The organism is Psychrobacter sp. AOP5-GZ1-6 (assembly GCF_052376345.1).
Classification (GTDB): domain Bacteria; phylum Pseudomonadota; class Gammaproteobacteria; order Pseudomonadales; family Moraxellaceae; genus Psychrobacter.
This window is the reverse complement of sequence record NZ_JBQSVP010000053.1, coordinates 1-20,426: the sequence shown is the minus strand read 5'-3', so window position 1 is coordinate 20,426 and position 20,426 is coordinate 1. Positions and strand designations below refer to the sequence as shown.

The 20,426-nt window shown below is 42.5% G+C and carries 18 protein-coding genes; 12 read left to right on the top strand and 6 right to left on the bottom strand.

The window, feature by feature from the left end; all coding sequences use genetic code 11:
• Both ACT3RN_RS08655 and ACT3RN_RS08650 read left to right on the top strand, forming a co-directional pair.
• Positions 1–1,274 (top strand): alanine/glycine:cation symporter family protein (locus ACT3RN_RS08655; RefSeq protein ID WP_444518564.1); only part of this gene is annotated, 1,274 nt, incomplete at its 5' end.
• Between the two features lie 237 nt (positions 1,275–1,511).
• Complete coding sequence (locus ACT3RN_RS08650) at positions 1,512–2,258, top strand: type 1 glutamine amidotransferase (RefSeq protein ID WP_192520462.1); 747 nt, start codon at positions 1,512–1,514, stop codon at positions 2,256–2,258.
• 230 nt (positions 2,259–2,488) lie between these two features.
• Here ACT3RN_RS08650 and ACT3RN_RS08645 read toward each other — a convergent pair whose 3' ends face one another.
• From ACT3RN_RS08645 to ACT3RN_RS08625, 5 genes are all read right to left on the bottom strand, one after another.
• Positions 2,489–3,187, bottom strand: coding sequence for a ZIP family metal transporter (locus ACT3RN_RS08645; protein WP_192520463.1), 699 nt, complete (start codon positions 3,185–3,187; stop codon positions 2,489–2,491).
• Between the two features lie 198 nt (positions 3,188–3,385).
• Positions 3,386–4,660, bottom strand: coding sequence for a sodium/glutamate symporter (gltS, locus tag ACT3RN_RS08640; RefSeq protein WP_192992132.1), 1,275 nt, complete (start codon positions 4,658–4,660; stop codon positions 3,386–3,388).
• 89 nt (positions 4,661–4,749) lie between these two features.
• Positions 4,750–5,130: a barstar family protein gene (locus ACT3RN_RS08635; protein WP_192992133.1), complete on the bottom strand. Its 381-nt coding sequence runs from the start codon at positions 5,128–5,130 to the stop codon at positions 4,750–4,752.
• Position 5,131: 1 nt separating this feature from the next.
• Complete coding sequence (locus tag ACT3RN_RS08630) at positions 5,132–5,896, bottom strand: ribonuclease domain-containing protein (RefSeq protein WP_442063480.1); 765 nt, start codon at positions 5,894–5,896, stop codon at positions 5,132–5,134.
• Positions 5,897–6,081: 185 nt separating this feature from the next.
• The gene (locus ACT3RN_RS08625) at positions 6,082–7,374 is read right to left on the bottom strand and encodes a glutamate-5-semialdehyde dehydrogenase (RefSeq protein WP_442074803.1); all 1,293 of its coding nucleotides are present in this window, start codon (positions 7,372–7,374) and stop codon (positions 6,082–6,084) included.
• A 452-nt stretch (positions 7,375–7,826) separates the two neighbouring features.
• On the opposite strand from ACT3RN_RS08625, the gene ACT3RN_RS08620 reads away from it, so the two are divergent.
• The 10 genes from ACT3RN_RS08620 to ACT3RN_RS08575 all read left to right on the top strand — a co-directional run bounded on the left by ACT3RN_RS08620 (position 7,827) and on the right by ACT3RN_RS08575 (position 19,832).
• Positions 7,827–8,135: a hypothetical protein gene (locus ACT3RN_RS08620; protein WP_442074802.1), complete on the top strand. Its 309-nt coding sequence runs from the start codon at positions 7,827–7,829 to the stop codon at positions 8,133–8,135.
• A 491-nt stretch (positions 8,136–8,626) separates the two neighbouring features.
• On the top strand, positions 8,627–9,424 hold the full coding sequence (locus ACT3RN_RS08615; RefSeq protein WP_192520501.1) for an ABC transporter ATP-binding protein: 798 nt from the start codon (positions 8,627–8,629) through the stop codon (positions 9,422–9,424).
• A 486-nt stretch (positions 9,425–9,910) separates the two neighbouring features.
• Positions 9,911–10,711: a transporter substrate-binding domain-containing protein gene (locus ACT3RN_RS08610; RefSeq protein ID WP_444518563.1), complete on the top strand. Its 801-nt coding sequence runs from the start codon at positions 9,911–9,913 to the stop codon at positions 10,709–10,711.
• 48 nt (positions 10,712–10,759) lie between these two features.
• Positions 10,760–11,662 carry a transporter substrate-binding domain-containing protein gene (locus ACT3RN_RS08605; RefSeq protein ID WP_442074801.1) on the top strand — a complete coding sequence of 301 codons (903 nt, stop codon included), beginning with the start codon at positions 10,760–10,762 and terminating at the stop codon, positions 11,660–11,662.
• A gap of 249 nt (positions 11,663–11,911) precedes the next feature.
• The gene (locus tag ACT3RN_RS08600) at positions 11,912–12,739 is read left to right on the top strand and encodes an ABC transporter substrate-binding protein (RefSeq protein ID WP_442074806.1); all 828 of its coding nucleotides are present in this window, start codon (positions 11,912–11,914) and stop codon (positions 12,737–12,739) included.
• A gap of 453 nt (positions 12,740–13,192) precedes the next feature.
• Positions 13,193–13,927 (top strand): ABC transporter permease, encoded by a 735-nt coding sequence (locus tag ACT3RN_RS08595; RefSeq protein ID WP_192520498.1) that lies wholly within the window; start codon positions 13,193–13,195, stop codon positions 13,925–13,927.
• A gap of 12 nt (positions 13,928–13,939) precedes the next feature.
• Positions 13,940–14,665: an ABC transporter permease gene (locus ACT3RN_RS08590; protein WP_442074800.1), complete on the top strand. Its 726-nt coding sequence runs from the start codon at positions 13,940–13,942 to the stop codon at positions 14,663–14,665.
• Between the two features lie 110 nt (positions 14,666–14,775).
• Positions 14,776–15,429, top strand: coding sequence for a fumarylacetoacetate hydrolase family protein (locus ACT3RN_RS08585; RefSeq protein ID WP_442063461.1), 654 nt, complete (start codon positions 14,776–14,778; stop codon positions 15,427–15,429).
• Positions 15,430–15,838: 409 nt separating this feature from the next.
• On the top strand, positions 15,839–17,971 hold the full coding sequence (locus ACT3RN_RS08580) for a PhoX family protein (protein WP_444518565.1): 2,133 nt from the start codon (positions 15,839–15,841) through the stop codon (positions 17,969–17,971).
• Positions 17,972–18,224: 253 nt separating this feature from the next.
• Positions 18,225–19,832: a PGAP1-like alpha/beta domain-containing protein gene (locus ACT3RN_RS08575; RefSeq protein ID WP_444518562.1), complete on the top strand. Its 1,608-nt coding sequence runs from the start codon at positions 18,225–18,227 to the stop codon at positions 19,830–19,832.
• 36 nt (positions 19,833–19,868) lie between these two features.
• Here ACT3RN_RS08575 and ACT3RN_RS08570 read toward each other — a convergent pair.
• Positions 19,869–20,426: hypothetical protein (locus ACT3RN_RS08570; RefSeq protein WP_444518561.1), on the bottom strand; the 558-nt coding region annotated here is incomplete at its 5' end.

The following is a 20,426-nucleotide window of genomic DNA, read 5'->3' as shown; positions in this document are numbered from 1 at the left end:
CTCTAGACATTGTCAGAGGTAAATATACTGATCCAAACCCTGCTACTAAAGAAGAGGGTGAAGTTAGTCATTTCCAAGCTTTAGCGACTGCTCTATCGGGTACCGTTGGTCTTGGTAATATTGCAGGTGTGGGTGCGGCACTCGCCATTGGTGGACCTGGAGCTACCTTTTGGATGATTATGGTTGGCCTGTTCGGTATGGCGTCCAAGTTTGTAGAGTGTACGTTAGGTGTCAAATATCGTACGATATTGCCCTCTGGTGCCGTGTCGGGTGGTCCTATGTACTACTTGAGCCGTGGTATGGCTGAACGTGGTATGGGCGGATTCGGTAAGGTGTTAGCCGTTGGTTTTGCACTCATGACTATATTGGCGACTTTTGGTGCTGGTAACATGTTTCAGGGTAACCAAGCCTTTGCAGTCATGAGCTCTACTTTTAGTATTCCAACGGATTACAGTATATTCTTTGGTGTTGGCTTAGCATTTTTAGTCGGTATGGTTATCATTGGTGGTATGCCTCGTATCGCAACCGTTACTGAAAAAGTCGTACCCTTTATGGCGTTATTGTATATCACCATGAGTGTCATCTTACTGGTTGCAAACTTTAATCATATCGGTGCGGCATTTGGTGAAATTTTTACAGGTGCCTTCACAGGTGCTGGCGTGGCTGGTGGTTTTATTGGCGCATTAATCCAAGGTTTGAAACGTGCAACTTTCTCTAACGAGGCGGGTGTTGGTTCAGCCGCTATTGCTCACTCAGCGGTAAAAACCAAAGAGCCTGCTACTGAAGGTTTGGTAGCGCTGTTAGAGCCTTTCATTGATACGGTTATTATCTGTACTATGACGGCACTCGTTATTACTATCTCTGGGGTAAACACTGCCGCAAACTTGCAAACGCAAGCTATTACTGGTGTGGATCTAACCCGTGCCGCCTTTATGCAAACAGCGCCAATTTTTCAGTACTTCTTAGCCATCGCTGTAATAATGTTCGCCTTTTCAACGATGATCTCATGGTCATATTATGGCCTAAAGGCTTGGACCTACCTGTTCGGTGAAGGTAAAGCTGGCGAAATGATATACAAACTTATCTTTTTGGTCTTCGTTATTATCGGTACCATCGTACAGTTTAGCTTTGTTATCGACTTCTCAGATGCAGCTTTATTTGCGATGGCCATCTTTAACATCATCGGTTTGTACTTCTTAATGCCAGTTGTGAAAAAAGAGGTTAATTCTTTCGTTGCTCGTGTGAAAAGTGGCGAAATTAAAAAGTATAAATAATGGGTTTGATTGAATACTGTATTATAATTTGATAATTAACAAAGCCCGTCAAGACTAATCTTGGCGGGCTTTTTGATAGCTAGCACTCGTTGTTTGTTAGATAGCTATTCATTTAGGTAGAAGCTGTTTGTGCAATATTGCCAGTTTACGAAAAAACCAGTAAGCTTAAGCCCATATCACTTAGCCTGTGCTTATTAAGCGGTGGATTAACATAGGCATTAGTAAAAGGATGGTTTGATGACACTACGTATTCATGCACTGTACCATGTTGATTTCGAAGCGCTCAGTCATATTGAGCATTGGGCAGACAGTCAAGGTTATAGCGTTACTGTCACGCGTTTTTATGAAAACGATCCATTACCTTCTCAAGACAGTTTTGATTGGTTGGTGATTATGGGTGGGCCAATGAGCATCCATGATGAAGTTGACTTTCAGTGGCTAGCCGATGAGAAAGCCTTTATTAAAAAAAGCATTGAACAAGGAAAAACAGTCGTCGGTGTTTGTTTGGGGGCGCAGTTAATAGCAGATAGCTTGGGAGCAAAGGTTGCTCCTTCAGGTGTAAAAGAGGTTGGTTGGCTACCCATCCAATTGACCAAAGAGGGGCTAGAGCATCAGCTACTAGAAGATTTACCAAAGCATGAATTTACAGTTTTTCATTGGCATGGCGATGGTTTTGAGTGTCCTCAAGGTGCGACTGCAATTGCAGAATCAAACGCTTGGGCCAATCAAGGTTTTATCTATCAAACCCCAAAACATAAAGCGTTAGGTACATGGGTACTTGGGTGGCAATGTCATTTTGAAGTCACTAAAAAAAGTATGGTAGATATGGTGATGCATGGACAGGACTACATACAAGATGCTATTGCTGAATATCCTCACACCATTCAGGCGGGTGATGAAATCATCATGCTAGGGGACACGCATATCGCAGATAACAATGCATGGCTGTCTACAATGCTAGATAATTTAGTGAAATATGATTAATGGTTTGTAGACGATAGCAGTCAGGTATCAAAGAAAATACTAAAATTTTCAGAAAAGAATCTAAACTGTTAAATATTAGCTGTATGACTTAATTGAGCTGAATAAAAACCGCTTGGCGTTTGCTAGGCGGTTTTTGTTTTCTAATGAGACCAATATGTAATCGGTGACCACGTGTTTATTTTGATAATGTGTCAAGGTGTCAAAGCACCTTATCAAGTACATCTGTGATATCAGCCACCAAGCTGATTTAAAGCCAGCGCCAATATAAGACCTATGGTTGTACTGATACCAGCCCAATGATTACTGCGTTTAAAAGCAGTAGGAAAAACCTCAGTCGCTAGCGAGGCAATGACGGCGCCTGCAGCAAAGCTATTGATAGCACTAATAGTGGCATCATCGGCATCTTTTAGTAAGACTTTCCCCAAAATAGCGGCCACTGATAATAAAGCAGCCGCACCGATCCATAGCATCAGCACCTTTTTATTACTGACGCCATTGTTACGCATCTCCTTTGCCCCGCCTGCTGCTTCTGGCAAATTAGACAGTAATATAGAGCCAGCCAGTGCTGCTACCTGCATGACGTTTCCGCTAATCAGTGCTACGCCTAACGCTAGGTTTTCTGGTACGCCGTCTAAGGTAATAGCCGCTAATAGTCCTGATCCACCGTCGGCATTTAACTTTTCATCAAGCAAATAATCCACACCAGCAAACACCAAAGCACCTAATAACGTAAAAGCAGCTGTTATCCAAAGGCCACTATCAGTGACAGCGGGTTGGACCAGCTCAATAACCACCGATATCATCAGGGCACCGCCTGCTACTGCTAGTAAGTTGCCTTCTAGCCAGCCAGGTAGACGACCGTACAGCCCCCAAAGCGCACCAATAATAAGCGCGCCTGATACGACGATAATTACTGCAAATATCAACATGATATGATTTAACTCCTTTGACTACTGTATTGATAACAGTGAATCGTTTTTATCTCATTATAGGTTGCGTAACAGCTGAATCTCACTTGCGCGACTATCACCTTTAGTCAGTCAACATACAAAAGAAAACCCCAACCATATAGGTTAGGGTTTGGTACGACTGCTAAAGCAAGTCATCAATCTTTACATAATTTGATATTACATAAACGGCAATTTAGTAAATATCTGCAATACTGTCGCATTGACGATATCGACAAAGAAAGCGCCAACCATCGGTACGATTAGGAACGCTTTAGGCGAGGGTAGATAGCGATCTGTGACGGCCTGCATATTGGCAATCGCGGTTGGCGTTGCACCCATACCAAAACCGCAATGACCTGCCGATAGTACCGCAGCGTCGTAGTTTTTACCCATCACTTTAAAGGTGATGAAATAAACATATAGAATCATCACAAACGTCTGTACCAGTAATATTATGAGTACAGGGCCTGCCAAGTCTGTTAGTTCCCACAGTTTCAATGATAACAATGCCATAGCCAAGAATAGGCTCAATGATGCATTACCAATCACATCAATAGCACGGTCAAACATATCAAAGTTAAAAATCATGGTTAATGAGTTACGTAGAATCACACCGCCTGCTAGCGCCCATACAAAGGTAGGTAGCTCAAATGAGGTTCCTTCGGCAACCAATGTCATCAAATCAGCAAATGCTAATGCACCTGCAAATAAGGCTAAGGTTTCAATGGTTGATGAGGCGGTAATCAGACGAATGTTATCAGGTTTCTCAAACATTTCCTGAGTGCCATTATCATCGTTTTCGCTGTGTTTGGTACTGTATAAGGACTGCTCTCCAGCGAGTTTTTCGACGTCGCTTGGATTCATATTAGCGGGTGCGGGTTTTAAGCCAAGCTTGTTGATCAATCTTCGAGCAACAGGACCACCAACGATACCACCTGCGACCAAACCATAAGTAGCCACGGCAATACCGAGGGTAGTGGCACCAACCACACCATACTCTTGCTCTAATACAGCGCCCCATGCGCCAGCTGTACCATGACCGCCGGTTAAAGCGATAGAGCCTGTAACCAGTCCGAGCAATGGGTCAAGCCCTAATGCGCTGGCCATGGTTACGCCAACGGCGTCTTGCAATATAATAAAGACTGACACCACGATAGTGAAAATCAGTAGGGGTGTACCGCCTGCTTTCAATCGACCAAAATCAGCACTCAGACCGATAGAGGCAAAGAACATCAGCATGGTGGCTGTCTGTAACCCTTGATGAAAATTAAAGCTATAGCCCCAAAAAAAGTTAAGGGCGTACACGATAACCGCAGCAATCAAGCCACCTGCTACTGGCTCTGGAATATTAAAATCTTCTAAAAATTTAACTTTTTTGACCAAAAATCGTCCAAGCAATAGCACCAAGGTGGCAAAGATTAGGGTGTAATAACCATTTAGGGTAATTTCCATGGGTTAATCCTTTCTATAAAAATAAATTAACCTGAATTTGAGATAAATATGGCTTTATCTCGAATTCAGGTTTGTCTAATGATGATCGACTAAGTGTTATTTGTAGATGGCATGATCACCCATAATGTTGGCTGGCCAAAATCTCTATAAGCATCTTCGATGATACTTTTGAAGGTATTAAAATCTTCTGTATCTATTTTTTTGATAGCTGTTAGATCTAACGTTAAGTCGGTAACATCGCTGTCTGTTAAGCAATCCCATGCACTGTCCCAGTTGTGTGAATAGTAGCTAGGAAAATCACAGGCGTATCCTAAACTTGTTAATAGTGTTGTCTTGTTCAGTATGTCATCGATGACTATGTTAACAGCCTGTGTTGGAACGCTAGCGTTTAGTGCTGTACCGTTTTGGTTACTGTCTTGTTCGTTATGTTGGTTGCAGTTTTGATTAAGGTAGTGAATGGCTTGGCTCATATTATTTTACGTCCAATTTTTTGAAGCTGTCATAATGGTCAACGGTTAAGTAATAGACCGTCGGTGGATTGCCACCAGTGACGATACGCCTTGCACCGCGGTGTGATACGCCAGGAGTGGGTACGGTGTATTCGCGATAGTAGCCTTGAGACTGGGCAGGTAGCCTACCTTCTCGGTTGTAAAAGCTGGTGCCATCTTTATTGGGATAAGGAAATGGCCCACCTTGCTTGATCAGCATGATGGTCTTATCTATTTGTGCGTCACCCGTGACGGAAGAGGCTGGCGCTGAATTTGAGCCGCCTGATGAATTTTGAGATATAGCGGTGGGCGCTGCGCTATCCGAAAAGGCAGTCGACTTTATATCATCAAAGAAATAAAACGCGACTGCGATAATAGCGATGAGGCTAAATAAAGTAGATAGTGGGCTTTTTTTGTTTCGATTGCTATTGTGCTGGCGAGTATTTCGGTTGTTATGCGTATTTTGTGTGCTTGTATTATTGTTATTCGAGTGATGCTTAGGAAGGCTCGTTTCATTACTGTTTTCAACACTGTCTTGAAGACTGAGGTTAGTAGACGTCACTTCTGTTGCGCGCAATTGGTTTTTTTCATTACGTTTGCTATTAAAGTAAACGGATTGTCCCTCTGCGATGGGCTGTGATAATCGTACAGTACTGATATGAAAAAACACATCTTCACTTTGGTTGTCTACGTCAATAAAGCCATAGCCCTTGTCTTTATTCCAATGTTTGATTCTGCCACTCTGCATGAGCCTACTTTCCTATAGCATGTTTGTGTTATGGTGCAAAATTACGGTTGCGCCGCTTATATAACATATTCATCTCTAATAAAAAAACGTCAGCAATCGAGCTGACGTTTTTTGTGGATTATGCTGTCTGTGAATTATACGGTAAGTCAGCAGATAAATGCTAAGTTGAGTCAATACGCTATAAGTTAAGCGCGCGTCTCGCCATGACCATAGACGATCCATTTTTGTGAGGTCAGACCTTCTAGCCCGACAGGGCCACGCGCATGAATTTTGTCCGTTGAGATACCAATCTCAGCGCCGAGACCATATTCAAAACCATCGGCAAAACGGCTAGAAGCATTAATCATTACACTCGCTGAATCCACTTCACGAATAAAACGTTGTGACTTGGTATAGTTATCCGTAATGATGACGTCGGTATGATGACTACCATGCGTATTGATATGTTCGATGGCTTCGTCAATCCCTGCCACTATTTTTATCGCTAGGATAGGCGCTAGGTATTCGGTATCCCAATCATCAGAGGTTGCAGCAGACAAGTGACCATTAAGCTTGGTATTGCCGTTTAGAATCGTCTGAGATTTATCATCAAGACGCAGCTGCATGGCATCATCTGCTTCTATAATAGCTTCTGCAATTTTAGGCAATAGCGCATTAGCGACTGTTTCATCAACCAGTAGTGTTTCCATCGTATTACAAGTACCGTAGCGATGCGTTTTGGCATTCACGCTAACATTAATGGCAATATCTGCTTGTGCATCGCTATCAATAAAGGTGTGGCAGTTACCATCTAAATGCTTAATAACCGGAACTTTAGCATCATTACTGATACGTGCAATCAGACCTTTACCACCACGTGGCACGATAACATCGACATATTCAGTCATGGTAATGAGCTCGCCTACGGCCGCACGATCGGTTGTCTGTAAAACCTGTACGCTGTGTTCAGACAGATCTGTATGACTAAGCCCTTGTTTGATACATTTGGCAATGGCTTGGTTAGATTCAAAGGCCTCAGAACCACCGCGTAAGATAATGGCGTTACCTGATTTAAGCGCCAATGATGCCGCCTCTAGTGTTACGTTAGGACGTGACTCATAAATCATACCGACCACACCCAGTGGTACACGCATTTTACCCAAGTGAATACCAGATGGGCGATAGGTCATGTCAGTCACTTCACCAATAGGATCAGGAAGACCAGCAACGTCTTTAAGTCCTTGGAGCATACCGCTGAATCGCGCTTCATTTAATTCAAGGCGATCAAGGAGTGCGCTATCAAGGTTGTTGTTTTGACCGTTTTCCATGTCGATTTTATTGGCAGCCAAAATGTCTTGTTTGGCATTGACTAGCTCATCATGAATGGCCATGAGTGCCGAGTTCTTATCACCAGTGTTGGCCGCAGCGAGTGTACGAGAAGCAGCTCTTGCTTGCTTGCCGACAGACTGCATATAGGTCGTAATATCCAATTGACTCATAAATTACTTTCCTTATGTAATACAGGTTTCTATAAATAAAGGCGCCCAATTTTATATAGGTAAAAGTACCTAAAAGGCGAAAATGTCGCAAAAAAAAGAAGTTTTGAACGCCTACTTAGATAGCGATAGGGCATTATGCTATTTAACATAGAGCAGATGAGGTCGATAGTAAAGTTGATTTTGTGAACAGCATTTGTCTTATAAGGTATATATGAGCATTGTTTTATGCTGCTTTACTGATTTTGTTCGAATACAGTCATGACCTATCGTTTGTTAAATCTCGGCGAAAAAAATATATCATTACATGCTTTCAACAGAAATGCGTTGTAAGTACTAAGGTAGTCACGACCAATCATCAGTATAGTGAGTTTAAGGTTAAAACTTTTAGAGGCATAGCTTTCAAGAGCATAACTTTTAAAAGTATAAATAATTACGATGGATGGAGTATTAATATGGCTACTTTAAATAATTATACCAAAAAAGGCGAGATGCCCAAAAGCTGGCTAGCGATTGGCTTAGTTGCAGCGACGTTGGCACTGAGTGCTTGTGGTAAAGATGAGGCATCTATGGAAACTGAGCCTGCAGCTGACGCACAAACAGCGGTAGAAGAGGCTACTGCCAGTAACGCTGATGATATAGCAATTGCTAGCGCTGATGAGGATATGGCAGTGGGCGAAAACGATGATGTTGCAGTAGCGACTGCAGATGATACAGAAATGCTAGACGGTACCGAGAGTGAAGAGCATGTCTCGACTTACTAGTACGTCTCGACTGGCTAATCGACTGACTAAGTTGTTACCAACAAACATGCTTTAAACAGATAAGGTAACGCCTCGTTCGCTAAAGTGATAAAATAAGGCTCAGCGCTGTAAATGCGGTCTGGGCTTTTTTATGTCAACTACTTAGGGCGTGTCTTCAATTCACCTGATAGTCATCTAAATGGGCTAAATCTTGCCAAACATCGTCAAATAATTGGTTAATATTCTGATATTATCTGCGTTATTTTTCTTGTTTGACGGCAATTTATCTCATTTTTATCACCATTTTTGAAATGAAGATATGCCCTAGTGATGCATAGTTGATGACTGATTGGCTTACTGGTTAAATACAGGGTTTGCCTTTTTACTGTGGAATAAGAGACAATATGTCACTTTTTTGCTTTGTTTGACTATATAAGCTGAGTTGCCGCTTATGTGTTATACCGCATTTTTATTCGTGTTTTCATTCATATTTATTGGAAGTCTGCTAAACCATGCCTGATATTGAAAAAAATCCGACTCGGCCTATCGCCTTAGATTTACAAGACATCCATAAAAGCTATGGCTCATTGGCAGTGCTAAAAGGGGTCTCCCTGACCGCATATGATGGTGATGTTATCTCGATTTTGGGCTCATCTGGCTCAGGTAAATCAACCTTGTTGCGTTGTATTAATCTGCTTGAACAGCCTAACCAAGGCCGTATCATCATTGGTGATGACGAACTGATGCTAAAGCCTGCTAAGTCAGGCGAACTACAAGCAGCAGATACGAAGCAATTAGAAAGCTTACGTGCGCGCGTGGGATTTGTCTTTCAAAACTTTAACCTATGGCCACACAAAACGATTTTGCAAAATATTATCGAAGGGCCCACGCAGGTCTTAAAAATTAAAAAAGCCCAAGCGATTAGCGATGCCGAAAAACTGCTTGATAAAGTGGGCCTGCTTGATAAGAAGGACGCTTACCCAGCGAACTTGTCAGGTGGTCAACGTCAGCGTGTTGCTATTGCTCGTGCCCTTGCTATGCAGCCGCAAGTGCTATTGTTCGACGAACCAACCTCTGCTCTAGATCCTGAATTGGTCAACGAAGTGCTCGCAGTCATGCGTGAGCTAGCAGAAGAGGGTCGAACCATGCTTATTGTCACGCATGAGATGCGTTTTGCCCGTGAAGTATCAAGCAAGGTGGTGTTCTTACATCAAGGCGTTATTGAAGAAATTGGCACTCCTGAACAAGTCTTTGACAATCCTACCTCCGAGCGTGTTAAAGACTTTATGGCGTCACATCGTCCAAATTAGGTATTAATCCAAACTAAGTATTAAGTAACCACTGTCTCAAAATATTTTAACGATTAATAATGCGTGTTTATGAGTATTTAACCTATAAATACCTAGCCTGCGAATACTTGGTTTATAAGTATCTGTGTCTACAAATATCTATGTCTATAAATATTTAGCCTATCCAATACATCTATTCAAAAAATAGGGTGGTAAAGCGTTTATCATCCTGTTGTCATGTTGGCTACGAAAATTACTGTTACGTAAATATCGTAAACCGTTTATTACTCAATAATAACAGTCCGTATGCAAAACGTTTGTTTTTGATATTCTACTCAGGTATTATCGAAAGGTTCATAGGTGGTCAATAATAACGGCTGCCTGTCTATCTATTCTGCTATCTATATTGCTTGTCTGGCAGGGACGTCAGAGAACAAAATATCAGAACCCTAAGTCAGAAAATCCTGTCAAAAACTTATGTAAAACCCATTAGAATTTAAGGAATGTATGATGTCGAATTCTCGCCTATTGTGGTCGTCGATGACCGTTACCGCAGCATTGATGTTGAGTGCTTGTAGTCAACCTGCCAATGAAACTGCCGATACCAGTGCTGATGCCCCTGCAGCAGAAACGGCTGGCAAGACCATTCGTATTGCAACCGAAGGTGCTTACCCTCCTTTTAACTATATCAATGCTGATGGCAGTTTGGCTGGCTTTGATATCGATGTTGCCAATGCTTTATGTGATCAAATGCAAGCCAAATGTGAAATTGTGGCTCAAGATTGGGACGGTATTATTCCAGGTCTATTAGCGCAGAAGTACGACGCTGTTATCGCTGGTATGTCGATTACGGCAGAGCGTCAAGAAAAAGTAGATTTTAGCGAACCATATTTTGCGAATACAATGGTATGGCTGACAGATACCAATGGTGGCTTTGATCCTATGGCGATTGAAAACGTAACGCTTGGTGGTCAACGCTCAACCACGCCTGGGGCTTATCTACAAGATAACTATGAAGGTAAAGACGGCAATACCGTTCAATTATATGATAACTATGACAACGCTTATTTAGACCTGAAATCTGGTCGTAGTGATGCGGTATTGGCTGAAAAAGTCTCTGCAAAATCATGGTTAGTAGATAACTCAGAAGGCTTTGGTATCGTCGGTGATGAAATTGATAACGATGACAATATTGCCATTGCTGTCCGCAAAGATGATGCACTCAAAGCAGAGTTTGATAAAGCGCTTAGCGAAATCCGTAGTAACGGTGAGTTAGCGCGTTTAGAACAAGCCAATTTTGGCCAATAAAGTTGTGTGTCTAGAGAATATAAACCAATATAGTAAAGGATAGTAAAAATGACAATTTCAATGACATCATCAATGGGCAAAAAAGCATTGTGGCTAGCACCGCTTAGCGCAGCAATGCTTATGCTGGCTGGTTGTAACAATAGCTCAGCACCAACAGAAAGTGCAGAAGCTGATACCGCTAGTGAAGCGCCTTTGGATCTTAAAATTGCGACAGAATCAAGCTTTAAGCCTTTTAGTTATACCGATGCTGAGGGTAATTTAATTGGTTATGAGATTGAACTGGTTAACGCCTTATGTGAAGAGATGAATGCAAAATGTGAAGTTATCTCTCAAGATTGGGATGGACTGATCCCAGGTCTAAATGCACAAAAATTTGATGCAGCCATTGCTGGTATGTCTATCACACCTGAGCGCAAAGAAGTGGTCGATTTTAGTGACCCATATTTTCACAGTGGTATTATCTTAATCGGTAAAAAAGGTGATGATATTAGTGTCGATGAGCTAGCAGGTCAGCCAATTGCATCACAGCGTTCAACTGTTTCATCGCAGTATCTGCAAAACGAGCATGACGATGCTGATATCAAGCTTTATGATACTCAAGACAATGCCTATCTAGATCTGACATCAGGTCGTGTGCGCGCGCTTATGTCTGACAAAGTGGTAGGCGTTGATTGGTTAAAAACTGAAGCAGGTCAAGAATACGAAATCAAAGGTGATGAGATCAGCACCGATGATGATGCGATGGGTATTGCATTCCGTAAAGGTGATCCATTAGTCGCTAAATTTAATACAGCATTGGCTGAGCTAAAAGACAATGGTACTTATGATCAAATCACGGGCAGCTATTTTGGTACTAGCTCAACAGCTGCAGCGCAAACAGCTGTAGTCACTGATGATACCGACGTGATGGTTTCTGAAGAAGAGCCAGAAGCAGCGGCAGCAGCAAACTAATTTAGCCACACATCTCTGCCCTAGGGTGTGTCTTCATTTTTAGTCTATTGAGATGACTATCGACTGAATTGAAGACATGCCCTGGTATGGATATGGCGTATTAGGGGTATTAATAGAGAGCGATGAGTATTATTTTACTAATAAACGCTAAGGATAATCATGAATAGCTATTTTGAGCAACACAGTGCAATCGTCAACGCATCAGTGATTAATGATACACAGCCGCGACGATTTTCTGTGCCTTTAGCGATGGTGGCTGCACTTTTGGCGTTAGCTGGCTGTAGCAACGGTCAAGATGATGCTCATGATAATGTCAATCAAACTGCTACTGAGGCAGACACCGCAGGTGAAGTGTTGCGTATTGGTACTGAAGGTGCTTATGCGCCTTTTAACTATACCAATGCCGATGGCACGCTTGGTGGTTTTGATATAGATATTGCCAATGCTATCTGTGATGATATGCAAATGACTTGTGAGATTATTGCACAAGATTGGGACGGTATCATTCCCGGTCTAAAAGCAGGTAAATATGATGCTATCGTCGCCGCTATGTCTGTGACCCCTGAGCGTGAGCAACAAGTCAGCTTTACAGAGCCGTACTTTAGCAATACGTTGGTTTTTTTAGCCAAAAAAGACAGCAGTTTTGATCCCAGTAATAGTAATGATATCAATACAAACTCTATTGCGGCGCAACGCTCGACCATTTCTTCGCAATGGTTTGAGGAGACTTACCCAGACGCTAATATGAAGCTTTATGATACGCTGAGTAATGCGTTTTTGGATTTGGGTTCCAACCGTGTTGATGCGATGGTATCTGATAAATTGCCAGCACTAGAGTGGCTTGGCTCAACGTCAGGCAGTCATTATGTGCTGAAAGGTGAAGAGATTGATATCAATGACAACTTTGCCATTGCGGTACGTCCAGGCGATGAGTTGCAAACGAAGATTAACCAAGCATTGGCTAATATCAAAGCTGATGGTACTTATGATGAGATCAATCAAAAGTATTTTGGGATACCAGAAGCTAGTGCTACAGAGGCTACTGAGACGGCTACGACAGCAGATTCTGTTGAGTAATTATCGGTGATGTAGTAAAGCAACCGTTAGAGCAATCGCATTTAATGAGTTGGCTTTTGAGATAGTTTAATCAGTAAAAAGGGTATGACCATCATGGTGATACCCTTTTTTTATTTTTCTAAAAAATAGTTTGCTACTGCTAATGTTGACTGTGTAGTTTGCGAAATGATGCCCAGTTATGTCTTTTTTTTAGACGATAAGAGCCTATTTAGGTGCTGCCTTTACATGTGAGTATTAACATAGTTTGCAGCGAATATGATAAAATCAGCGCTCATTTCTACTGTGTCAATTTTCGTTGCAATGATTGTATCTCTCTGACATCGATATATGATGCAAAGTGCTTATACCTGATTTGGTATAAAATATAATTGTTGGCAGCGTTCAGCCATTGATGCTGATTCTTTTAACTCATATTTTGCAAATTGCTAATATAAAGAGACTGAGTGGATAATTGTGTTTGATTTACAAGGATTTGGCGCGCTATTACTAAGCGGCGCTACCGTCACCATCAAGCTCGCTGTAACCAGTTTAATCATTGGTATGGCTTTGGGGTTGCTCGGTGCCACTGCGAAGCTGTCTAATGTCTGGCTGCTACGTAAGCTTGCGACGGTATATACAGCCACCATGCGCGGTATTCCTGAGTTGCTGCTAGTGCTGTTCATCTATTACGGTGGCTCAATGCTGCTGATGACCATTCTCAAAAAATTCGGCTATAACGAATATGTTGAGATTAGTGCCTTTTGGGGTGGCGTCATGGCGCTGTCTATCGCTTTTGGTGCTTATGCGACTGAAATTTTTCGCATGTCCATTCAAGAGATACCGATAGGACAGGGTGAAGCAGCGCAAGCGATTGGTATGCGTCCATTTCAGACGTTTTATCGCATCACTTTGCCGCAAGTATGGCAGATTGCGTTGCCAGGATTGGGCAATTTATTTTTGGTGTTGCTCAAAGATACGGCGTTGGTCTCAGTCGTGGGTCTCAAAGATATTATGTATCAGTCCTCACGTGCCGCGCAGTCAACGCAGCAGCCGTTTACCTTTTATATGGCCGCCGCGATTATTTATTTGGGTCTGACCATGTTGATTACTGGCTTTATGATGTGGCTTGAATGGCGTGCCAATCCAGCAGCACGCTATGCTAAAAAGCTGAGCCGTCAGTCAACTCACAGTCAATCGACCATAGGATAGAGGAGAGCTACTATGGATTGGAATTGGCAGGTCATTTTTGACCATATCCCTGACTTACTAGGTGGTGCAGTACTGACTGTACAGCTGGTTGTGATTTCAGGCATTATCGGACTGTTTTTCGGTTTGATCTTAGCGTTGCTACGTCTATCCAAAAATTGGCTAGTACAAGTACTTCCGTTTCTTTATATTTTCTTTTTTCGTGGTACGCCGCTACTGGTACAGATATTCCTGATTTATTACGGCTTGGGTCAGTTTGAGGCTGTGCGTGAGTCGTTTCTGTGGGAGCCTGTACTTAGCCAAGCCTATTGGTGTGCCATTATTGCCTTCACGCTAAATACCAGTGCTTATTTGGCAGAAATCATTCGTGGTGCGATTCAGAACATTCCTGTGGGCGAGCTTGAAGCAGCTGATGCAATTGGCATGTCAAAGTGGCAAAAGCTTACACGTATTACCTTGCCTCGTGCCTTTGGTATCGTGATTCCAGCCTACAGTAATGAAGTTATCTTTATGCTAAAAGGCAGTGCCTTGGCTTCCACTATTGCCTTGATGGATATCACAGGTGTCGCACGTACGATTAGCGCGCGTACTTATACCTTGATGGAGCTGTTCTTTGCTGCTGGTATTGTGTATCTTCTGTTGTCATGGGTGGTTTTATTCAGCTTTAGATTGTTTGAAAGAAAGCTTAATCGCTACATGACTTATGTGCCACCAGATGTCACCACCCGAACCATTCCGTAGTGGTTATAGTGAACTCTATATTTACTGTGTTTTTGCACGTAATGGCTATTGATATCTCTGTATGAAAGGCTTATAACTATCAACAATAATCATTATTGTGAGAGCTTATTATGAGTCAGTCATCTACTGCGATTGGTAAAGTGGTTTGCGTTGGACGAAACTATGCCGCGCATGCCCACGAATTGGGTAACGAAGTACCTAAAACCCCCATACTTTTTATGAAACCTGCCTCATCAGTGGTGACTATTGCTCACCACTCGACCAACCAAACCGTTCTACGTCCAAACTCTGAAACCTATGGTGATACACACTATGAGGCAGAGCTGTGTATTCAGTTATCTACAGATTTGCGTGCTGCTACTATTGAGCAGGCTAAGCAAGCGATTGGTGGTGTGACACTTGGGTTAGATTTGACTCTACGTGATCTGCAAAGCAAGCTTAAAGAAAAAGGTCAACCATGGGAGCGTGCAAAGTGTTTTGATGGTGCCTGTGTGTTAGCAGATTGGGTCGACCCACAAGCCTTTGGTGATTTTAGCAACGTAGAGTATCAATTGTATATTAACGATACGCTAACACAAGATGGTGACAGTGCTTTGATGCTGTTTCCGGTATATGAGTTACTGGTCGAAATCAGCCATGCGTTTAGCTTGCAAGCAGGTGATGTGATTATGACGGGTACGCCAAGCGGTGTTGGTATATTGCACGCAGGTGATCGATTAAAACTAAAGTTAGGCGAGCATGAGTGGCACGCAGTGGTAGAATAACTGCTCCTTTAAAACGCAACTTTTCAATACACCTCTGCTATAAAAAATCCCAAGTCATGACTTGGGATTTTTTGTTTTCTATTATCAGTGAAGTCTTATCATCAAAACCTATTATCAAATCTGTGCTATCAGACCTAGGTTGTCAAACCTGTGTCATTAAACCGTCATCTAACGTTCAACATATTGTCATGAATGCTAAGTAGGATAGCGGCTACTTCATATTTTTTTGGCGCTGTTAATAGCAATGCCATGATGTTTTTTATGACAATCCAGCCGAATAGCAAGGTGACTGATAATGACCCTATTAAATAATAAGCAAGCAAACAACAAGCAAATCAATAATGAGCAAATCAATAACAAGCAAAATTTGGCTCATGAAGTTGTAGAAGATTCTAATCCTACCAATAATATGGATTTTCAAACCATTATCAGTCGTCGCTTGAACCGCCGTAGTTTATTAAAAGGTGGCACAGGATTAACCGCAGCCGCCTTTTTTGGTGCTTTGCCATTGGTTGGTCATACTAAAGACGCCAATAGCACCATGACGGTTCGTAATGGTGATGATGCCGCTGTGCCAGCACACGGTGATCGAAGCCGCCCAGAAACATTAAAGTTCACGGCCGTGGCACATTCGACCGCAGCAGAAATGAGCGTGGCAGATGGCTACAAGGCAGAAATGATATTGCCATTGGGCACACCGCTCATGTCAGGTATCGCAGATTGGAAAGACAATCGCGAACAATCTGCTGAGTCATTTGATTGGCGAATGGGTGATAACCACGATGGTATGTGGTTTTTTGGCAAAACAGGTAACAATTACGATGTCAAAGCCTCTGAAAGCGGTCTGTTGGTCATGAATCATGAATACGTGAACAGCGCCGAATTAAGTCCATTTGGCTATGATGTGAAAAAAGACAGCAGCGCCGAGCCTATTTTTCAAGAAGTTCGTCGAGCCACTGACGTGCGCCGTGAGGTCAACTGTCATGGTGTTTCTGTGGTTGAGATGAAACGCCGAGACAGCGGCAAGGGTTATGAGATGGTACGCGACTCTAAATACAATCGCCGTATCACCAGCAGCACAACCTCACAACTAACAGGCCCTGTGGCTGGCTCTGATTTGGTCAAGACTAAATTTGACCCCACTGGTATGAAAACGCGTGGCATCAATAATAACTGCGGGGCAGGATTGTCACCTTGGGGCACTTACTTAACCACTGAAGAAAATTTCTTGGGCGTATTCGCTCGTGGTAAAGACGCAAGCCAGCTAAGCGCTGCTCAAAACTATGGTCGTGAACGTTACGGTGCAAAAGAAGATCATGCTACTTGGGGCTATTTGTGGCATACACCCAAAGCAGCAGACGCTACCATGACTGATGAATTTGCGCGCTGGAATATGACCGTCGCAGGTGAAACGGCTATGGATGACTATCGTAATGCGTTCAATACCTTTGGTTATATCACTGAAATTGACCCATTTGATAAAAACGCCATGCCGCGAAAACGTACAGCATTGGGTCGTTTCGCTCATGAAAACTGTGCGTTTGCGCCTGTTAAGCAAGGTCGCCCTGTTGTGTTTTACATGGGTGATGATTCACGCGGTGAGTATATTTATAAGTTCGTATCTAAAGCCAAGTGGTCAAAAAGCGATATCGGTGGCGGCCTAAAAGCGGGTGACAAATACATGAACGAAGGGACACTATACGTTGCAATCTTTAACGAAAATGGCAGTGGCACATGGCAGCCATTGGTTTATGGTCAAAATGGGCTAGATAATACCAATACCGTGTTGCCTTTCAACGGCCAAGATGATGTGCTGGTTTTTGCGCGTGCAGCATCTGATGTGCTAGGTGCTACCAAAATGGATCGTCCTGAATGGGTATCGGTCAGTCCCATCACAGGCGAGGTGTATGTGACCTTGACCAATAATAAAAACCGCGGTGTCGATGACGATCAGCCTGTTTCAGCCAGTAACCCGCGCAGTTATGACGTGGATGGTAAAGCTGCTGGTAATGATAATGGCCATATTATCCGCTGGGCCGAAACAAACGGCGATCACGCAGCCACTAGTTTTGAGTGGGATATTTATCTATTTGCTTCACCTAGTGACAAAGCTGCTGAGAACCTATCAGGATTGAATGCCAATAATGATTTGTCTTCTCCAGACGGTTTGTTTTTTGATCCGCGCGGCGTATTGTGGATTCAGACAGATGACGGTGCGTATACGGATACCACTAACTGTATGGTTCTAGCTGCACTGCCAGGTAAGGTCAATGATGGGTCAGTCAAAACAGCCTCGACAGGGCAAGAGACTCGTATAGGCTTGGCCGCGACCGATGACAATCTTAAACGTTTCTTTGTCGGCCCTGAAGGTTGCGAAGTGACAGGTATCACTATGACACCAGATTTTAAAACCTTGTTTATCAACATTCAGCATCCTGGTAATGCTTGGGGTGCCGTCAAAGGCGGTAGCACACCACGATCTGCTACGGTAATGATCACCAAAAATGATGGTGATGTGATATTAGCAGAGTCGTTCTCGTAAATTATTGACGCTATATAGAACGAATGATAGTGATGTAAGCTTGACTTATTCATTAATAAAAAATCTCAAGCAATGGCTTGGGATTTTTTTAGATTCAGTATTAAAAAAAGACAAGTAACATCAACTGCCTATCAATCCTTTCCAACAATATTTCCTAACAATAAATACAATTCAAAACTCAATGATTTTCTTCTATTTATGCTGTTTAAAGACTAGTATAGAAACTTACCTCTTTGCTAAATGTGCCAATACAATGAGTGTTATAAACAACGTGATGAATAGTCCGGATGGTTGTCATGATGACCATATAAGTCATGGAAGTACTGGTAGTAATGCTTGTGTGCGTCATGAGCTTGAAGCGCATTTTGCCTCAGAGACTGATATGCCAGCACACAGCGATGTGTATGAGCAGATAGATCAACTGGAAGCCATCGATGTGGATGAGCTGGTGAAACTATTGGCAGATGATGGTCATAAAACGACGGTGAAGCCAGTTGCTTTGGCTGAATTTTTTGAAGGGTTGGCACAGCTGGCGACTACGGGTGTGGTGGAGGTGACCGATATTGTAGAAGCTATCCATCGCGAAGTGATTTTGCGTCCTTTGGGCCGTTTCAATAAAAATCATATCAACAATTGGCAACGCGGTATTACTGGGCGTATTTATGGCACGATACGTCAGGTCATGCTGATGGTAGGCGGTAATCTGGCATCAGTGTTAAGAGTCTATCAACGCATTGTTATGCAAAAACAAGTTCAGCCCCTGCCTGATTCATTAAAAAAACTCGTCAATGTACTTAACGGTGTCATGGGTGACCATCTCGTTAATAATAAAAATCCACTGGCCGTGCCAATGATGCTATACGATAGCGAAGGCATGCCGCAGTGCGAAGTCCCGTTAGGACAAGCAGAGCCGTCCGTACAAAAAGAGCTGTCAGAATGTGAAGTGGCATTAGTACATGGAAAACTATCAGCACACGAAGAACTATCAGGATGTGAGGAGTTATCAGGACGTGTTGTCATCTTATGCCACGGTCTGTGCATGAGCTATTTGAGCTGGCAATCGCAAGAGAACAATGATTTAGGTGATGCAATCAAACGCAGTCAACCAGATACCACTGTGCTATACCTCGATTACAATACAGGACGTCGTATCTCTCACAGCGGCCGACAATTCTGTCAAATGTTACAAGGTTTGGTCGACCGTAACCCTCATATCAATCAGATAGATTTGGTTGGTCACAGTATGGGCGGTTTGGTCTCTCGTAGCGCGCTGTTTTATGGTGAGCAAGATCATCTGGATTGGGTGAAACGTGTCGGTAACCTCATCACCTTAGGCTCGCCACATCACGGTGCCGTGCTAGAGCGCATTGGCAATTATGTGCAAGAAATCATCGGAAAATTACCATTTGCTGGTTCACTTGCCAAGCTTGGGGATATGCGTAGCGCTGGTATTATTGATCTGCGTCATGGCAGTATTCGTGATGTGGATTGGCAGTCTTTAGAGGGACGTAGTGTGCTACCACAAGACTTTCGTCATCCTACTGGCTTGCCGAGTGGTATCAAAACCTACTTTGCGGCGAGTGCTCTGGTCGAGACGCATTATGAGTCTAAGATGACAGATATGTTGGGTGATGGTTTGGTATCGGTAGCTTCTGCGCTGGGTGAAGATGATATTGAGCATGCGCTGTTTGTGCCAGATGGTCATAAAGCAGTGTTTTATGGTGTGAGCCATATGAATCTAATCAATAGCAGAAGGGTGCGTGAGCAAGTGGTCGCGTGGTTATTGGATAATGGTCAGCGCGACTATATAGGTGAAGATCGGATATATTCTTATCCTAGAAGTTGGGATGTGGCAGTGTAGAGGTCATTTTGGAATATAACTCTATAGTAGAGTATATTAATCTTTGTTAAACTTGCTTAAGTTATATTTCTGTTGACCTATACATAGTTTGTAACTGACGGAAGATGAGGTCTGATTCTGACTATAAAATAGTTTTAGATCAAATGCCATCTCAAGCTCTCTGTAAAGTAAATATAAATCTGCAGCTTCTAATTTTGATGAATTTCCGGTTAGTATGTTTGAAGTGATATTAATATAGGCGATAGTACTATTGTCAGAATCTATTCTAAAAACAAGTTCAGGGTCAAAGTTCATATTACTATCGGCTATTTTAAAACTACTAATATCAATATGGCTTAATTTACACTCAGCACCAATATTTTTGAGTGAAATATAACAACCAAAAGTTATACTATCTAGCTTTATGATTGGTGATAATTCTAGAAAGTCTTCATCTTGATAACTAGAGCCAGTTTTTTCATCATGAGCTTGAATTACATGATATGGAGTATTTGTTATTATGAAGTGAGGAATACTTCTACTCTTCTCATCTTGATAGTCAGTGAATTGTTTTTCAGTAATTGATAATTGTCTTTTGAGAGCATTCGACTGTAT

Excerpts from the sequence above, each read along its gene's own strand:
- ACT3RN_RS08650 (WP_192520462.1), top strand. The coding sequence starts at position 1,512 with ATGACACTACGTATTCATGCACTGTACCATGTTGATTTCGAAGCGCTC.
- ACT3RN_RS08645 (WP_192520463.1), bottom strand. The coding sequence starts at position 3,187 with ATGTTGATATTTGCAGTAATTATCGTCGTATCAGGCGCGCTTATTATT.
- gltS (WP_192992132.1), bottom strand. The coding sequence starts at position 4,660 with ATGGAAATTACCCTAAATGGTTATTACACCCTAATCTTTGCCACCTTG.
- ACT3RN_RS08635 (WP_192992133.1), bottom strand. The coding sequence starts at position 5,130 with ATGAGCCAAGCCATTCACTACCTTAATCAAAACTGCAACCAACATAAC.
- ACT3RN_RS08630 (WP_442063480.1), bottom strand. The coding sequence starts at position 5,896 with ATGCAGAGTGGCAGAATCAAACATTGGAATAAAGACAAGGGCTATGGC.
- ACT3RN_RS08625 (WP_442074803.1), bottom strand. The coding sequence starts at position 7,374 with ATGAGTCAATTGGATATTACGACCTATATGCAGTCTGTCGGCAAGCAA.
- ACT3RN_RS08620 (WP_442074802.1), top strand. The coding sequence starts at position 7,827 with ATGGCTACTTTAAATAATTATACCAAAAAAGGCGAGATGCCCAAAAGC.
- ACT3RN_RS08615 (WP_192520501.1), top strand. The coding sequence starts at position 8,627 with ATGCCTGATATTGAAAAAAATCCGACTCGGCCTATCGCCTTAGATTTA.
- ACT3RN_RS08610 (WP_444518563.1), top strand. The coding sequence starts at position 9,911 with ATGATGTCGAATTCTCGCCTATTGTGGTCGTCGATGACCGTTACCGCA.
- ACT3RN_RS08605 (WP_442074801.1), top strand. The coding sequence starts at position 10,760 with ATGACAATTTCAATGACATCATCAATGGGCAAAAAAGCATTGTGGCTA.
- ACT3RN_RS08600 (WP_442074806.1), top strand. The coding sequence starts at position 11,912 with ATGGTGGCTGCACTTTTGGCGTTAGCTGGCTGTAGCAACGGTCAAGAT.
- ACT3RN_RS08590 (WP_442074800.1), top strand. The coding sequence starts at position 13,940 with ATGGATTGGAATTGGCAGGTCATTTTTGACCATATCCCTGACTTACTA.
- ACT3RN_RS08585 (WP_442063461.1), top strand. The coding sequence starts at position 14,776 with ATGAGTCAGTCATCTACTGCGATTGGTAAAGTGGTTTGCGTTGGACGA.
- ACT3RN_RS08580 (WP_444518565.1), top strand. The coding sequence starts at position 15,839 with ATGGATTTTCAAACCATTATCAGTCGTCGCTTGAACCGCCGTAGTTTA.
- ACT3RN_RS08575 (WP_444518562.1), top strand. The coding sequence starts at position 18,225 with ATGAGTGTTATAAACAACGTGATGAATAGTCCGGATGGTTGTCATGAT.